Origin of the sequence: Xanthobacter sp. NM-59 (assembly GCF_021401125.1) — a bacterium.
Classification (GTDB): domain Bacteria; phylum Pseudomonadota; class Alphaproteobacteria; order Rhizobiales; family Xanthobacteraceae; genus Xanthobacter.
The window spans coordinates 130,495-146,181 of record NZ_JACBFQ010000011.1 but is presented as its reverse complement, the minus strand read 5'-3'; the positions used below and the strand labels follow the sequence as shown (position 1 = coordinate 146,181).

Here is a 15,687-nt window from a genome sequence, read left to right as displayed (position 1 = left end):
CTCTCGGCGCCCCCCGCCGGGCCTTGGAGGCCGGCGGGGAAAACGGGGCTGGCTTGCCATGGCCATGCTCAGAAGCTCGTGCCCTGGAGCATCGCCAGATGCTCCACGATGGGACCGAGCGCGATGGCGGGGAAGAAGGTCAGACCACCGACAATGATGATGACGCCCACCAGCAAGCCCACGAACAGGCCTCCATGGGTGGGGAAGGTGCCGGCCGATTCCGGAACCGCCTTCTTCGCCACCAGCGACCCGGCGAGCGCCAGGGCGGGAATGATAACCAGGAAGCGGCCCATCAGCATGGCAAGGCCGATGGTCACGTTATACCAAGGCGTGTTGCCGGTGAGGCCGCCGAAGGCCGAGCCGTTGTTGGCCGTGCCCGAGGTGTAGGCGTAGAGGATCTCGGAGAAACCGTGCGGGCCGGGATTGGCGATGGAGGCCACCGCCCCCGGCAGCACGCTCGCTGCCGCCGTGAAGCCGAGCATCGAGAGCGGCAGGCACAGAATGGCCAGCATGGCCATCTTGACTTCTTTAGCCTCGATCTTCTTGCCGAGATATTCCGGCGTGCGGCCCACCATGAGGCCGGCCACGAACACCGCCACCACCACGAACAGGATGATGCCGTAGAAGCCCGCGCCCACGCCGCCGATGATGATCTCGCCCAGCATCATGTTGATGAGGGGGATCATGCCGCCGAGCGCCATGAAGCTGTCGTGCATGGCGTTCACGGCGCCGCATGAGGCGGCGGTGGTCACCACCGCGAACAGGGCGGACAAGGCGATGCCGAAGCGGGTCTCCTTGCCTTCCATATTGCCGCCGTCGATGCCGAGGGCGTGCACCAGCGGGTTGCCCGCCGCTTCCGCCCAGTAGCAGACGGCGACGCCGGCGAGGAACAGCAGGCCCATGGCGGAGAAGATGGCCCAGCCCTGGCGCTCGTCGCCCACCATGCGACCGAAGACGTTGGTGAGCGCCGCGCCGATGGCGAAGATGGACACCATCTGGATGAGGTTGGAGATCGCGCCCGGATTCTCGAACGGGTGGGACGAATTGGCGTTGAAGAATCCGCCCCCGTTCGTGCCGAGCATCTTGATGGCGAGCTGGGAGGCCACGGGGCCGACCGCGATGGTCTGCTTCGCCCCCTCCAGGGTGTCAGCTTCCACATAGGACCCGAGGGTCTGTGGCACGCCGAGCGCCACATAGGCGAGCGTCAGCACGATGCACAGGGGCAGCAGCACGTAGATGGTGGCACGCGTGAGATCGACCCAGAAGCTGCCCAGCGTCTTCGTCGACTTGCGCGAGAAGGCGCGGATCACCGCCAAGGCGATGGCGATGCCGGTGGCGGCGGAGAGGAAGTTCTGCACCGCCAGGCCCGCCATTTGGGTCAGGTACGACATGGTGCTCTCGCCGCCGTAGTTCTGCCAGTTGGTGTTGGTCATGAAGCTGGCGGCGGTGTTGAAGGCGAGCTCGGGCGGCACGGCGCCCATGTCGGCGGGGTTGAAGGGCAGCGCCCCCTGCACCCGCTGCAGCAGGTAGAGCAGCGCGAAGCCGGCGAGGTTGAACAGCAGCAGCGCGACCGCATAGGTCGTCCAGTGCTGCTCCTCGTTCGGGCCGGTGCCGGCCAGGCGGTAGAGTCCCCGCTCGGCCGGGCCGAGCACGGGTGCGAAGAGCGTGCGCTCGCCGTTGAAGACGCGCGTCATGTAGCCGCCCAGCGGCCGCGCGAGCGCGATGATGATCCCGCAGAAAACGAGGATCTGAATCCATCCATTCAGCGTCATGGAGATTGCTTTCCGAACGAGCGCGAGCGGTCAGAACCGCTCCGGGCGAATGAGGGCATAGGTGAGATAAAAGAGTAGGAACGCCGTCACCGCTCCACCGAGAAGGTATTCGACAATCATTGATCCGTCCTATCCCTATAGAATGTCACATACCGCCACGTAGGCGAGCGATGCAGCAAAGAAGGTAACCCCTATCGCGATCATGATGACATCCATCCGCATCACTCCATGCGTTGCATATGCTGATACACTTCATTCTGAGCCATGCTTGGTTCAGCGATGAAATAAACGCGCAAAAATTGATATTCGGGGTCTGCACCGATCCCGTGCCTTGCCGAATTTTGGCGGGAATATGGATCGAAACCGCATAAAGGTTCGAGATGGCTGGGATGCCAAAGGAATTAAAATTCCATAAAATTTTCAGGCCACGCAGCACCACTCGTCCATTCACGGAGTGCCGCCTGGCATTTGTCGGGCGCGATCAGTTGCCGCGATCTGGAGCGTTTGATCGGACATATGCCTTAGAGACTGTTTGGAAAGTCGGCGGTTGAGGGCCGCCGAGGGATTTTTGGTGCTCCGGCAGGAGAAAATGCAGGCGCGATGCCGCGCATCGGGCCAAATTTTCGACGAACCGGGCGCCGAAAAGACCCGGTGGCGATAGAACCACCGCTGCCCGTCCGACTTTTCAAACAGTCTCTTAGCAGGCAGCAACAGCTCACGGATCTGGAGGAAACGCGAGCGATGGTTTGGCCGCCTCCGCTCCCCGGAGATTCGCAGTCCGACCGCCAGAAATAGCCCGCCGACCGGGGACAGAGGGTCTGACCGGTGTTCGATGCGGAAATCAGCGCCCATGGTGTTGCATCGACAAAAGCCACACCAAGCAGGCCTCTCGGGCGGTAGTCGTTCTTGCCGGACACCATTTGCGTTTGCCGGCCTGGGAATAACGATCGGCGCGTGGAGCACGGCACGACCGTGCTCGTCATTTCCGGTCAGCGCGCGCCATACTCGCTCTTCCAGACAAGCTTCGAACAGCCAGCTTTTCACCCTCAAGCAGCAACATCAGGAGTAATCCGATGGCGATAAGCCATACGCCATCGGCAAGCGTCAGAGGACGGGTATCAAAGAGTTGGTTCATGATCGGCGAAAAGGTAAAGACGAGCTGCGCAGCCACAACGACGGCGATTGAAACAAGTACCGATGGGGTCCCAAGCGCACCCTGCCAGGTCAGCGAGCGCATATGCAGAAACCTGACGTTGAACAGGTAAAATGTCGCCATGACCATCACGGCGTTGACGACAAGGGTCCGCGCGGTCTCGATGTCGCGCCCCGCATCGAGTGCATGGAAGAACATGGCCAGCTCCGCCACAGCCATCAGCGCCGACACCAGGAAAACCCTCCACAGAAGGAATGGCGAAAGGAGCGACGCCGAGGCGGGGCGCGGCGGCCGCGTCATGCTCCGGGGCTCCGGCGGTTCGAAGGCGAGCGCGAGTCCATGGGTAACGGCGAGGATGAGATTGACCCAAAGAATCTGCCCTGCCGTCATGGGCAGGGTGAAGTTGAACAGCATGGCCAGCACGACGGCGAGTGCCTCGCCTCCATTGGTTGGCAAGGTCCAGGCGATCACTTTGCGGATGTTGTCGTACACGGTCCGCCCTTCATGGACGGCGGCGACGATCGAGGCGAAATTGTCATCGAGGAGAACCATTTGGGAGGCTTCCTTGGCAGCCTCCGTGCCTTTCCCGCCCATGGCGATGCCAACATCCGCCTGCTTGAGCGAAGGGGCATCGTTCACGCCGTCGCCGGTCATCGCGACGATTGCGCCCTCCTTCTGCAATGCACGGACAATGCGCAATTTGTGCTCGGGGCTGGTGCGCGCGAAGACGCAGATATGGGCGACGGCATTGACCAACTCGCCATCGGTGAGCCGATCGAGCTCCGCACCTGTTATGGCCCGTGGATCATCGTCGAGGTGCAACTGCCGCCCGATCGCCAACGCCGTCTCGACATGGTCGCCAGTGATCATCTTGACGGCAATTCCGGCCGCACGGCACTGAGCAACGGCGGCTGCAGCCTCCGGCCGCGGCGGATCGATGAAGCTCATCAACCCGATAAATTGCACGTCTTGAGTGAGGTCATCGACGGTGAGGGACTGTTGGGCCTGCGGCAGCCGCCGGACAGCGAAGCCGAGGACCCGCTCGCCTCTCGCCGCGGATGCCGCCATGCGCTCCATCCAGACGGGAGAGCTCATTTTCGCCATGTCGAGCACGACTTCCGGCGCGCCTTTCACGAAGATGAGATGCTCGCCGCCCAGCCCCTTGTGGAGCGTGGCCATGAAGCGATGGCTGGCGTCGAAGGGAATGAGATTGATCCGTGGCCATTCGCCGCGTTCATGCGCGGGACTGACACCGGCCTTCATGGCGAACGAAAGGAGCGCGCCCTCCATCGGATCGCCCTGGACATGCCATCCCAGGCCGTCCTCGTGAAGGGAGGCGTCGTTGCACAGCACGGCACAGCGTATGAGAGGCGCCGCGGCGGCGCGGGCCGCGCCATCCTCTTCGCCGTTGGTCGGGAGTTCGCCTGCGGGTCCATAGCCGCCCCCGCCGGCCTGAAAGTCATGGCCCTCGACCATGAGGTGGCGGACGGTCATCTCATTCCGGGTCAGGGTTCCCGTCTTGTCGGTGCAGATCACAGAGATCGCTCCGAGGGTCTCGACGGCCGGAAGCTTGCGGATCACCGCGTTGCGCGCGGCCATCCGACGGACCCCAACCGCCAGGGTGATGGAGATGACCGCCGGCAGACCTTCAGGGATGAGCGCGACGGCGAGCGCGACGGCCGCGATCAGAGCATCTGTCCATTCGAAACCCTGGACAAGGACCGCAAAAGCGAAGAGCGCCGCGGCCCCCATCCCGATGAACAGCGCGACGCGGCGGCTGAAGCTGGCCATCTGACGCAGCAACGGCGTCGTCACCCCCTCGACGTCCTTCAGCATCGTGCTGATACGCCCGATCTGGGTGTGCGCTCCGGTGGCCACAGCAACGCCTATGGCGTGCCCAGATGACACCAGCGCTCCGCAGAACGCCATGTTGCTGCGGTCTCCCAACGCGGCCTCCTGGAGGAGCCTACCTTCCTGCTTCACCGCCGCACCGGACTCTCCGGTCAAGAGGGCCTCGTTAATCGTCATACCGCGCACGCTGAGGAGCCGCAGGTCGGCTGGCACCCGGTCCCCGCCCTCCAGGACTACGATGTCGCCCGGAACCAGTTCGTCCGCCGGGCTGGTCTGCCTGGCCCCGTCACGAATGATGACCGCAGTCGGTGCGATGAGGTTGCGAATCGCGTCGAGCGCTTGTTCAGCCCGCCCCTCCTGCACGAAGCCGACAACCGCATTGACGATGACGACGGCCAGGATGACGGCCGCATCGATCGGATGACCAATAACCAAGGCGGCGATCGCCGAGGCGAGCAGGAAGAAGATCAGGGCACTGTTGAACTGCGCAAGGAAACGGAAGAGCGGATGCGGTGGAGATGGTCGGGGCAGCGCGTTCGCGCCGAACTCGACCAAGCGCCGGGATGCCTCCACGGCGCTGAGGCCGGCGCCACCTGACCCAAGCGCCCAGCACACCGTATCATGATGCTCGGCATGCCACGGCCGGTCGGGGTCAAACCAGCTAGAAGGGCGGCCATCGCAGTTTGATGCGACGAGCTCTGTGCATTTGGCTTTCATCCAGTGAATTTCCCCGGCGATCGGCATACACACATGGACTGGTGCACGTCTATCGTCTTAAACGCCATTCCATTCCGGCGACATCGATAATTCGACAGATACGTCAAAACACCTCGTCCGTCCGACAGGGATCATATGCCATATATAGCCATCGTTTAACCATATCATTATATAATTATACACGGCGATGGCATTAATTTGTATATCGTCCATCGTTCAACGCACCTCCAAGACGTCCGGGATGAACAGGACAGCACGCGGCTGAGCGCCGCGCGGGAACATCGCAAAGTTTAGTGCGTCCTGTCTGTTGTTGAAAATCCACCCCTCGCCGCGCCTGAAATCGGCTACAATCCATTGGCCGAGCCTGTTTCGTCCGATTACAAGCTGCATCTGCGAAAACTCGGTTGAGTCCGCGACTATTTTATCGCCCATGAAACTGAACCCCTCGAGAGGCCAAGGTGCCTTACTGTAGCGAGACTCGTCTCTTGCTGATGCCGGAACATCTACATTCTGTCTTTTTCGCCATGAGGGCCGTTTCATATCCATGGAAGGTCCGCTCTGCGCGGCCGTAGTTGCGAGAGTAAACGGACGCGCAGCCAAAGGCGCCGTTTATGCCGCCTCTCCAGCCCCATCATCGGGGGGGGGGGGCTGCACGTCCGCTTCTCACGAGCCTCGTGCCACACGGCGGTTCCTGGCGATGGGGTGGAGGCCTTTCCCATCGTTTCCTAGCTTGAGCGGCATTTTCCGCCTCGGGGATCAACGGCATCAGGCCACGAGAGGTTCGGCGCTGCGCATCTCAGCGCGCTCCTACGCAGCGCGCCGTATCGTCATCGGCTGAACCGGCAGATCCGGCAGATCCGGCAGAGGCTCTGGTCCGAGCATGGCAAAAAAATCAAGTTCTGGGGGGTCCACCGCGCAAGATACGGCACCCGAGATATAGTGGCTTTCCCGTCTGGCAAAGTTAAGCGCTGACGCACGATCCACAAAGATGCCACCTGTGGAGCCACTTCGATCACGAACGACCCATCGCCCCCTTGTGTCGCGCCCGACGATAAACGCATAGTGACACGAGGGAGGCTCGGATTCCTGCACCACTTTGTTCATAAAATTCATCCCTTCTTAGCAGGCGCCATTGCTCGAAATGTGCCGTCAATGTGCCACCCATTGCACGATCGCCACCGCGGCCAAGACTGGCGTGATGACGCAGGCGAGGCGGAGAAGCATTCCCACTTCTGGCGAAGATCGGGTCTGTGCTGTCGATCGGCGTTTCCTGCCCGTTCTCGACATGGCATTTTCGGCCTTGCTCGCTTGCAGCAGGTGGCAATACAGGGCCAAACGACCGAACATCGTCATTACTCCTGATGGTCACCGGATTGTTTGAGGCCATCGCAGCCTCCTTGGAGTTCCGCTATGATCAATCATCCAGCAGTGGCGAGGATAACGGATCTGTCATATGAATTCGATTGTGCTTTTAACCAAAAGAAATAAGAGAGAAATTAATATTATGGTCATTCGCCAAAATGACACCTTGATTTCGCGCCTTTCATATGACCCACCATTACTTCGATGCATGTGGCGTCAAATGAACGAATTTCGGATATTATCCGCTGATTCTGCCTTTTTCGGCTGATATTGCATTGACAATACATCCGTTTACGCCATATTTATCATATAACTGCCTCGTGAGCTAGAAGTAAGCCTGCCGACCCTGCCGTCAGCCACAGCACCTCGTCCCACTGGGTGAAGGAACCAAACTGAAAGCGTTGGCGCCGAAAAAATGCAACGCCCGCAGTCGCGGTTCCAAACACGGCCAGCCACCCATAGAGGCCCAACACAAAGGAGCCACTGCCAAAGGATGCAAAGAATACAGATAGGCCAACCTTGAAGAGGAAGCGGCCGATAGTTTCCCATGCTGATGGACTGATATTAGAATTCATTGCCTATTCCGCCTTGCCGAGAATTGACAGGCCAATCTGTCCATCGTCCTGATCACCATGAAAACCTCGGATCGAGCTGCCACCCATGTCAGAGCTGGCGGCAAGTTCCCTACCGCGGCACCATAGCGACGCGATGCTCATCACGACGTCACCCTATAAGCCATTTCGAAAGCCTGAGAGGTGGCGGCGAGCCACAACATCTCGTCCAGATGATTGAACGATTCTTTCTCGATCCTCTCTTTGAGTAGCACTGCCAGAATACCTGTGAAGGCGGCATAGAGAATCAGCCACGCCGAAGCCGCGAGGAAGAATCCGCCCTTGCTCAGCGCCGCGAGAAGCATCGACACGCAAATTTTTACCGTGAAACGTACAATCGTCGCGCGGGAAACCCGGTTGAGATGTTGCGCCATCATTGCCGGCCCTCCCGCAGCTTAGGCGGCTCGATAGCGCTCAGCTGTGCAGATGTCGTCCTCGGCGATGAGCTGTGGAACGATGTCCGTAAGCTGACGCATGGTTTCCCTTGCCGCTCGCGTCAGAGGCAGACGCGGTGTCGGATCGCAAAGACCAAGCAGGCCGAGAACCGCCTTGACCGGTATCGGATTGGTCTCGAGGAACAGCATGGCGTGCAGCGGCGCGAGTCGTTCGCCCATGTTGATCGCCTTGGCGACGTCGCGCGCATCCCACGCAGCGTGCAGCTTCGCGCAGAGCGCAGGCACAATGTTGGCCGTCACGGAAATGCAGCCCACGCCGCCAGCGGCACGATATGCTAGAGCGGTTGCGTCGTCGCCCGAAAACTGCAGAAAGTCCTCACCGCACAGGCGGCGGAGCCGGGTCGTTCGCGCTAAATCAGCAGTTGCATCCTTGAGTCCCTGAATGCTGCCGTCGCTCCGCAGACGCGCTATCGTCTCATCGGAAAAGGCGACACCAACGCGGGATGGCACATCGTAGAGCACAACCGGCAGCCTGGAAGCGCCAGCGACGGCGCGAACATGGAGGCCCAGCCCCTCCTGGGTCGGCCGCACGTAGGGCGGCGCCGACACGAGCAGCGCATCGGCACCACGCCGTTCCGCAGCGGTGGCCAAACAGACGGCGCCCTCGGTCGAGGGCGCACAGATGCCTGCGATCACGGGTATGCGTCCATGCAGAGCTTGCACGACGGTTTCCACCGCTTCGGCATGCTCCTTCGCATCGAGAGCGAATCCTTCGCCCGTACTCCCGCAAACCACGACCGCGCAAGAGCCTCTCTCCGCGACGCGAATTGCGAGGCGTCCGAGCGCCTGGCGATCGACGACCGCGGCATTGCCCGGCAGAAATGGTGTGATCAGCGCCGGGATCGAACCGCGAAACGTCTGAATCGAAGCGGCCAACATGGCTATATACCTTTCCAAGGCGCGACATGCTTCGAGGTTGTAATGGCCAGCCCCCGTCCGCATATATGGCCACCTTTCCAAAGGCTTGCACGCGCCAAGCTGCAGCCATTGGAGAAATGCCACCGGATGCCCACCGCCTTCGCGCGCTCTTCGCGCCTACCCCTGGAGCGGAGCCCGACGTCGACCATAAGAATTAGGCGTATTCGCCTAGCGCAGTGGCGGAGCCCACTCGCACGGGTGGTCATGCCCATTCTCCCGCGAACGACCGGGAGATGGCAGAGAAATGCACCTCGCTTTGGCAGACATCTGGCCTATTCGAACAAATCGGAGATGATCTGGAGGCTGAATGCGAAAGCCGACGAAAGCTAACGCCCATCACGACTTCGAATGCCAACCGAGCGTGTGGCATTCGTCCCGGATTTGGGTGGTGATTCGTCGCTTTAAGCCCACCGTTATTCGGCGATCTCAACATGTCGTACGACGCCATTAATCGCATCTAGCTACCGATGCGGAGCCAGACAACAAACATAAATCGCACTCGCATTGGAATTCCATGCGGAAGGCGCGGCAAAAAAATATGAATCCCGTATTTTTTTGGTCGCCGTTACGCTTTGGGCTTTGCCTACGACAAAGAATGAACGCAACGGCTAAACCATGATGGTCATGATGCCGGGAAATGCGAAACTCGGCGAAACCGGAACATAAAAACAAGCCTATAAACTTCAAGCCGAATTGATCTCGAATTCCTACACGGGTCTGCTGTAGCCACCCAATATCTGGCTCCCAGTGGTTCAGTGTCAGCTTGGGTGCAGATCGACCTGACGTTCGCGCAATCAAAAGCGTGACCGGTGGCGAATTCGCGGCGGGGAGAAAGAAAGATGGTGGACAAGACCAGGGCAGATGCCAAACTGTCGACGCCAAGGCTGGCGTCTGTCGCGCGAAGGAGAGCTATTCGGATGGAGATGGTTCTTATAGGCGTCATGATGCTGATGGGACTCACAGCGATAGGATACAAGCTAGTCTTGGCCCTCTGGTAGCAGGAGGTTGAGAAGGATAATTTCACATTTTTATTCTGCGCATGAAACGCATTTGGTGCACGCATGCACGAAGAAACAAAGGAGCACCTCGGACGGTATCTTACGAAGGTGATCATTTCCGCCTTGATTGCCCGCATCATAAAACATGATAATTACTTGCTTTCCTTCTCGCTCTGGGTCTTTCTATATGCCGTATTTGCTGCGATCTACGCCGTGCTGGAGCGACAACGGCTTTCGCGAGACCACTTAAGCTATTGGGATGAGGCAATCTGGCTGGGTGCGACGGCTCTCATGTTGCAATTCATAAACCAAATAGCCTAATAATGTTTATGATATAATTATGCTTATAGCCGTGTAAAGCTTTGACCTTTCGCCTAGCCGTTGCCATGCGGCAAGGAACGGGCGATGGGTACGCCGAAAACCGCGAGGGGACCGAGGTCGATCACAGGCGTCTTATCGTCAAAGGCTTCTCTGAATTGCGATGGCTCCACTTGAATTGCAATCGCTTGACGTCGGCGCACCCATCCAAACATCACTCCATATATGTTGGTTTTTGCCTCTCCAATTTATTATCTATTTTTGCGGATCACATAAGTGATATAGGCATACTCAGGCAATTAGAACGCAAACTGTGATACAGGCGTTTGCGACTAATCGATCATAACTACGTATAGATATTTTTATTCGATCGCACTTTTATAACTATTTATTTTTCTGTTGATTTCTAAATATTGTTTTTTTATTTTTATTGGCGTATTCTACCTTCACACGGAGGTTATCGATATGTCCAATGCCAATCTCATACGCGGGAACCTCCCGCGGCCGCTCGCCGATGGAGCCGCCGTACTTTGGGTTTTTCGCGGCTATGATTCTCGCTGGTATGTGCGCACCGAAGGCGATGTGATGGGAGAAACCCCGCAATCTTCGCGTCAAGAAGCCGTTGAATCCGCACGCAAAAAGGGGGACGCGCTTGGATATTTTCGAATCTACATTCAACTCCGCGATGGTCGCTTCATTTGGTCTGACTAACCTCAGCGCTGCAGAACATCACCACATGCTTAACCGATGCGGAAATTTCTCGCGAAGATAACACTTTACTAATCTCTTTGATCTCTAAACGGCCAACATGACAGCGTGCCTCGACAGCATCTCGCGCCAAACGATCGCAAGATTTAGCTTCAAGCTGTGCCTTGCTATGGCCATTTCTCTGCTCGGACAATCCAGCTATATGTTAGTGACGTCCGCTTGGCTGTCACTCTACGCCGGGATCACGGCAATTCTCGCATTGCTTGGCGGTATACGCTTCCAGATGACCTCACTCACGCATTGGGACGAAGTCCTTTGGCTAGTCGCCATCTCCCAGGCTCTGAAGATAGCGCATCGTATGCTTCTTCCATAATCATTTCTAAAGCAATATATATTATTAATTTTAGAGAATTGAATTCGATATATAACTGATAAATAAAACTTGATTGGATTTTACGTGCTCACGAGCCTCATCTGGCAACCGTAGCCGGGATGAAACGATGTATCCCCATTCACAATTCATGATCGGCGAGCGTCACCCCTGCTTCGGTTCGATCGAAGACCACGGCGCCAGTCTCAACAGTGCCAGCGATGCTCACATCCGCCAACTCAACGGCTTCATTACAGACATCCTGCCACTGCTGCGGGAATACGCTAGCACGCGAACGGCAGATCCTACCGAGATCGCAACATTACTCAATTACCGCGGCATGCCGTGCTACGGGCAATCGAAATGGACCGGCACTTTTGTCCGCATGATCCTGGCCCGAGATCGTAGCGGACAGGGGAAAGCCTAGGAATAGCCATGTCTCCCCAGCGCGAGCGCAATACCCTCTGTGAAATACTTTGGCGTATCGGCTTCAAGCTGCTTGTCGCCATCATTATCATCTTAGCAACAAATTCTCGAAATGTGATTCATTCACTGGCTTGGTGGGTCTCTGCATACGCGTTTATTTCGATGTGTTTTGCCTTCTTTCGGAGAGAGCGTGTCAGAAGTTATGCGTTAAATTTTTGGGACGAAGCATTTTGGCTCGGGTCGTTGGCGGGAGTGCTACACGCGGTATCGACTTTTTCCGCTGCAATTTTGCCTTCATGACATCTGAGTGGAGGAAAAACCTCTTAGAGATCTAAATTTATATTGTCCACCCATCGCCAACAGGCGTCGATTAAGCGCATAAAAAGAGTACACCAACATCGAGAATTGTGCGGAAGCATTCAAGCACCACACTTGAGTTTCCCACGCGCGATGATCGAGGCAAGGATTTTTATGTTTTATTTATTTATCGTCCGGCCATCAAATCTGGAATTCCTACACGGCATCGACATATAGTTGAGACAGAAAGAAGGTGCGCAAATGGAACATGCGGTGCGCGTTGAAGGGCAGCCACAGAATAGCAATCCTCGTCGGCCTGTGGTTCTTTGGGCCTTTCAAAAGCTTGACGGGACTTGGTGCGTCCGCCGGGAAGGTGAGTGGCACGACACGGCCTATGCGTCGCGTGAGGACGCGATGAAAGCGGCGCGGCTCAAAGGCGAGCGGTGTGGCTCTTATCGCTTCTACATCCACCTGCCGGACGGCAGAATCACGATGGAACTGATGAATCTCAGCGCACGGCATTTGTCTCCCGACGACACCTGTGTGTCGAACTCGGTTTGATGCCTTGCAGGTGTTCAACCACCGCCATGGAGGCGGCCATGATCTGGAATGCACTTCGAAGTTTTCTGCAAGACTTGGATAAGCGGATAACCGACAACATCGCCAGTCGGGGCGAGCGATGGGTTCACGATCCGAACGAAAGGCCTCCCGGACGAAACCAGGAAGCGGGAACGACGACCGAGTCGGCCCAGAGTCGAAATGATCCGCGAGTCCGCGAGCGAGAAGCGAACAAAAAGGAACGAAGAGCATCTTGGCAACGCGGGATTGCCTGAAGATCGCTGCACAAGATGCCTTCCACATGAAGCGTATATCCATCGTATCCGATTGATACGGGCCCGGATGACATCGATCAATGATGCGTCACTCGGGAATGGCCGCCTTCGAGAAAGCAAGACAAGTTCTTCAAACGGGCCACGCATCGCGGCATAGGTCGTCTTTGCTGGCTAAAAAATGGCTGTTGCGAGACAAACTATGCGAACATCACGCTGGGTTCTGGTGGCCTATCTTGCCATTATCGTGTTCGGTTTGTTCGCAGCACTACCCAACATTCTTTCATCCCGGCAACTTGAGGCGTGGCCGAGCTGGCTGCCGGGCCGGCAGATCGCGCTCGGCCTCGATCTGCGTGGCGGGGCGCACCTCGTGTTGGAGGTCGATGGGGCGGCCCTGAAACGGGATCGTCTCCGGGCGCTGCAGGATGACGTGCGTGGTCTCCTCCGTTCGGAAAAAATCCCCTTCCAGTCAGTGCGGACCGCACCGGAGGCGGTTGTCATCGCCCTGCAGGACGACGCAAGCCGGGAGCGCGCCACCGCCGCGTTGCGCAGCTTGACCTCGCCCGCCAGCGGTCCGGCCGCCTCAGAACGGGACCTCGAGATATCGAGTACCGGTCGGCAGATTCAGATCGCGCTCACGGAGGCGGGGCTAAGGGACCGGCTCTCCGCGGCGCTGCAGCAGAGCATGGAGATCGTGCGCCAGCGCGTGGATCAGGTCGGCGTCAGCGAGCCGACGATCCAACGTGTCGGGCCGGATCGGCTGCTCGTTCAACTCCCCGGCCTTCAGGATCCCTCGCGGCTGCGGGCGCTGCTGGGCAGCACCGCTCGGCTGACGTTCCAGATGGTTGCCAACGCGGGTTCGACGGACGCTCTGCCGCGCGGCGTGTCACTGCTGCCGGATTCCAAAGGCGCGGCGCAGTATCCGGTGGAGGACCGTGTGGCGTTAAGCGGCGAGCGCCTCGCGGATGCTCGGGCCGGCTTTGACGCGCACACAGGGGAGCCCATTGTCTCCTTCCGCTTTGATAGCGTTGGCGCCCGGCAGTTCTCCGAAATCACCACGGCCGAGGTCGGCCGTCCCTTTGCCATCGTGCTCGACGGCAAGGTGCTTGCGGCGCCCGTCATCCGCGAGCCTATCACCGGCGGCTCGGGCCAGATCAGCGGTCATTTCACCGTCGAGGACACGGTGGTTCTTTCCGCCCTCTTGCGGGCTGGCGCGCTGCCAGCTCCGCTTACCGTGATCGAGGAGCGCACGGTGGGTCCCGACCTCGGCGGCGATGTCATCCGGATGGGGCTCGTCACCGGCATCGCGGGCTTTGCGTTGGTTGCCGCGCTCATGTTCGTTCTTTATCGCGGCTGGGGCCTCATCGTGAACGTGGCGCTGGGCCTCAATGTGATCCTGACAATCGGAGCCCTGAGCTTGCTCGGCGCCACTCTCACGCTGCCGGGGATCGCCGGCATCATTCTCGGGATCGGCCTCGCCGTGGATGCCAACATCCTCATCAACGAACGGATCCGGGAGGAGAGCCGCAAGGGCGCGAGCGCCTTCGCCGCGCTCGACCATGGCTTTCGCCACGCTTACTCGACCATCGTCGATGCCAATGTCACGGCTCTTATCGTCACCACTCTCTTGTTCGCCTTCGGGTCTGGGCCGGTGCGTGGCTTTGCCGTCACCATGGGTCTGGGAGTCTGCATCTCCATGTTCACCGCCGTCACGGTCGTCCGTGTGCTGATGCAGGAAGTCGTGCGCCGTCGCCGGATGAAGACCATCCACATGGAGCCGCTCTTCCGCCTGGTGCCGGAGGGCACCCATGTCTCCTTCATGAAAGCGCGCTTCCTCGGCATTGCGGTGTCGGCATTTCTATCGGTGGCATCCCTGGTCCTGTTCGTGATCCCCGGGCTCAACTACGGCATCGACTTCAAGGGCGGGATCCAGATGGAGATGGTCACGCCGCAGCCCGCGGACCTGAGTGCGCTGCGGGCGCGGCTGGGCGCGCTGGACCTCGGCGAGGTGACGCTTCAGAACGTCGGTGGCGACCGCAACATTCTTGTTCGCCTTCAGCGCCAAGAGGGCGGCGAGGCCGCGCAGCTCGCAGCAGTGGATAAGGTCAAGAGCGAGATCTTCCAGATCGCTCCGGATGCCCACTTCGAGCGCACCGACATCGTCGGACCGAAGGTCAGCGGGGAACTCGCGCAATCGGGTGTTCTCGCGGTTCTGTTCGCATGCCTCGCCATGGTGGCGTACATATGGTGGCGCTTCGAGTGGAACTTCGCTGTGGGCGCTATCGTGACCCTGGCCCTCGACGTAACGAAGACCATCGGGTTCTTCGCGCTGTTGGGCATCGACTTCAATCTCACCGCCATCGCCGCGCTGCTGACGATCATCGGCTACTCGGTCAACGACAAGGTAGTCGTTTATGACCGCATGCGGGAAAATCTGCGGCTTTACAAACGCATGCCGCTTCGTGAACTGATCGATCTCAGCATCAATCAGGTGCTCACCCGGTGCATCTACACCTCGTTCGCGAGCTTCCTTTGCATGCTGCCCATGGCGGTGTGGGGTGGCAGCGCGGTCGCCAACTTCGCCGTCCCGCTGGTATTCGGCATTGTCGTCGCTACCAGCTCGTCCATCTTCATCGCCGCACCCATCCTGCTTTTCCTCGGCGACTGGTGGCGTCGGCGCAACGAAACACGGTCGAGCGCGGGGGTTGTCAGGCCGGCGAAGACATGAGCGCGCCGGATCTGGGAAAGCGCGTCAAGAGCCCGGCCCGCGGCTTCCGATGAACGGTTGGGCTGAAACATGGAGCTGAGATCGTGCATCTCTCGCACCTTCTTCAATATGCGTTGTTTCTGGTGGTCGTGAGCCTCTGCGTCAAACCGGTCGGGCTTTATGTATTCCGCGTG

General features: G+C 58.8%; 12 protein-coding genes. 6 read left to right on the top strand and 6 right to left on the bottom strand.

What is annotated here, in order from left to right:
- Positions 1 to 68 precede the first annotated feature (68 nt).
- The 6 genes from kdpA to dapA all read right to left on the bottom strand — a co-directional run bounded on the left by kdpA (position 69) and on the right by dapA (position 8,800).
- On the bottom strand, positions 69 to 1,772 hold the full coding sequence (kdpA, locus tag L0966_RS18335; RefSeq protein ID WP_234053434.1) for a potassium-transporting ATPase subunit KdpA: 1,704 nt from the start codon (positions 1,770 to 1,772) through the stop codon (positions 69 to 71).
- Between the two features lie 30 nt (positions 1,773 to 1,802).
- Positions 1,803 to 1,892: a K(+)-transporting ATPase subunit F gene (gene kdpF, locus L0966_RS18330; RefSeq protein ID WP_234053433.1), complete on the bottom strand. Its 90-nt coding sequence runs from the start codon at positions 1,890 to 1,892 to the stop codon at positions 1,803 to 1,805.
- An 859-nt stretch (positions 1,893 to 2,751) separates the two neighbouring features.
- Positions 2,752 to 5,493 carry an HAD-IC family P-type ATPase gene (locus L0966_RS18325; RefSeq protein WP_255684138.1) on the bottom strand — a complete coding sequence of 914 codons (2,742 nt, stop codon included), beginning with the start codon at positions 5,491 to 5,493 and terminating at the stop codon, positions 2,752 to 2,754.
- A gap of 1,667 nt (positions 5,494 to 7,160) precedes the next feature.
- Entirely contained in the window at positions 7,161 to 7,430 is a 270-nt protein-coding gene (locus L0966_RS18320) for a hypothetical protein (protein WP_234053430.1), read from the bottom strand.
- Between the two features lie 140 nt (positions 7,431 to 7,570).
- Positions 7,571 to 7,843, bottom strand: a complete 273-nt coding sequence (locus tag L0966_RS18315; RefSeq protein WP_234053429.1) for a hypothetical protein — start codon at positions 7,841 to 7,843, stop codon at positions 7,571 to 7,573.
- 18 nt (positions 7,844 to 7,861) lie between these two features.
- Positions 7,862 to 8,800 carry a 4-hydroxy-tetrahydrodipicolinate synthase gene (gene dapA / locus L0966_RS18310; protein ID WP_234053428.1) on the bottom strand — a complete coding sequence of 313 codons (939 nt, stop codon included), beginning with the start codon at positions 8,798 to 8,800 and terminating at the stop codon, positions 7,862 to 7,864.
- A gap of 1,100 nt (positions 8,801 to 9,900) precedes the next feature.
- Between dapA and L0966_RS18305 the strand changes: the two genes are divergently transcribed.
- The 6 genes from L0966_RS18305 (at position 9,901) to secD (ending at position 15,514) form a co-directional block, all read left to right on the top strand.
- The gene (locus L0966_RS18305; protein WP_234053427.1) at positions 9,901 to 10,158 is read left to right on the top strand and encodes a hypothetical protein; all 258 of its coding nucleotides are present in this window, start codon (positions 9,901 to 9,903) and stop codon (positions 10,156 to 10,158) included.
- Positions 10,159 to 10,620: 462 nt separating this feature from the next.
- On the top strand, positions 10,621 to 10,866 hold the full coding sequence (locus L0966_RS18300) for a DUF2188 domain-containing protein (RefSeq protein WP_234053426.1): 246 nt from the start codon (positions 10,621 to 10,623) through the stop codon (positions 10,864 to 10,866).
- A gap of 497 nt (positions 10,867 to 11,363) precedes the next feature.
- Entirely contained in the window at positions 11,364 to 11,660 is a 297-nt protein-coding gene (locus L0966_RS18295; protein ID WP_234053425.1) for a hypothetical protein, read from the top strand.
- An 8-nt stretch (positions 11,661 to 11,668) separates the two neighbouring features.
- Positions 11,669 to 11,959: a hypothetical protein gene (locus L0966_RS18290; protein ID WP_234053424.1), complete on the top strand. Its 291-nt coding sequence runs from the start codon at positions 11,669 to 11,671 to the stop codon at positions 11,957 to 11,959.
- A gap of 258 nt (positions 11,960 to 12,217) precedes the next feature.
- Positions 12,218 to 12,517, top strand: a complete 300-nt coding sequence (locus L0966_RS18285) for a hypothetical protein (RefSeq protein ID WP_234053423.1) — start codon at positions 12,218 to 12,220, stop codon at positions 12,515 to 12,517.
- 471 nt (positions 12,518 to 12,988) lie between these two features.
- On the top strand, positions 12,989 to 15,514 hold the full coding sequence (gene secD, locus L0966_RS18280; RefSeq protein WP_234053422.1) for a protein translocase subunit SecD: 2,526 nt from the start codon (positions 12,989 to 12,991) through the stop codon (positions 15,512 to 15,514).
- Positions 15,515 to 15,687: the final 173 nt, after the last annotated feature.

Excerpts from the sequence above, each read along its gene's own strand:
- kdpA (WP_234053434.1), bottom strand. The coding sequence starts at position 1,772 with ATGACGCTGAATGGATGGATTCAGATCCTCGTTTTCTGCGGGATCATC.
- kdpF (WP_234053433.1), bottom strand. The coding sequence starts at position 1,892 with ATGATTGTCGAATACCTTCTCGGTGGAGCGGTGACGGCGTTCCTACTC.
- L0966_RS18325 (WP_255684138.1), bottom strand. The coding sequence starts at position 5,493 with ATGAAAGCCAAATGCACAGAGCTCGTCGCATCAAACTGCGATGGCCGC.
- L0966_RS18320 (WP_234053430.1), bottom strand. The coding sequence starts at position 7,430 with ATGAATTCTAATATCAGTCCATCAGCATGGGAAACTATCGGCCGCTTC.
- L0966_RS18315 (WP_234053429.1), bottom strand. The coding sequence starts at position 7,843 with ATGATGGCGCAACATCTCAACCGGGTTTCCCGCGCGACGATTGTACGT.
- dapA (WP_234053428.1), bottom strand. The coding sequence starts at position 8,800 with ATGTTGGCCGCTTCGATTCAGACGTTTCGCGGTTCGATCCCGGCGCTG.
- L0966_RS18305 (WP_234053427.1), top strand. The coding sequence starts at position 9,901 with ATGCACGAAGAAACAAAGGAGCACCTCGGACGGTATCTTACGAAGGTG.
- L0966_RS18300 (WP_234053426.1), top strand. The coding sequence starts at position 10,621 with ATGTCCAATGCCAATCTCATACGCGGGAACCTCCCGCGGCCGCTCGCC.
- L0966_RS18295 (WP_234053425.1), top strand. The coding sequence starts at position 11,364 with ATGTATCCCCATTCACAATTCATGATCGGCGAGCGTCACCCCTGCTTC.
- L0966_RS18290 (WP_234053424.1), top strand. The coding sequence starts at position 11,669 with ATGTCTCCCCAGCGCGAGCGCAATACCCTCTGTGAAATACTTTGGCGT.
- L0966_RS18285 (WP_234053423.1), top strand. The coding sequence starts at position 12,218 with ATGGAACATGCGGTGCGCGTTGAAGGGCAGCCACAGAATAGCAATCCT.
- secD (WP_234053422.1), top strand. The coding sequence starts at position 12,989 with ATGCGAACATCACGCTGGGTTCTGGTGGCCTATCTTGCCATTATCGTG.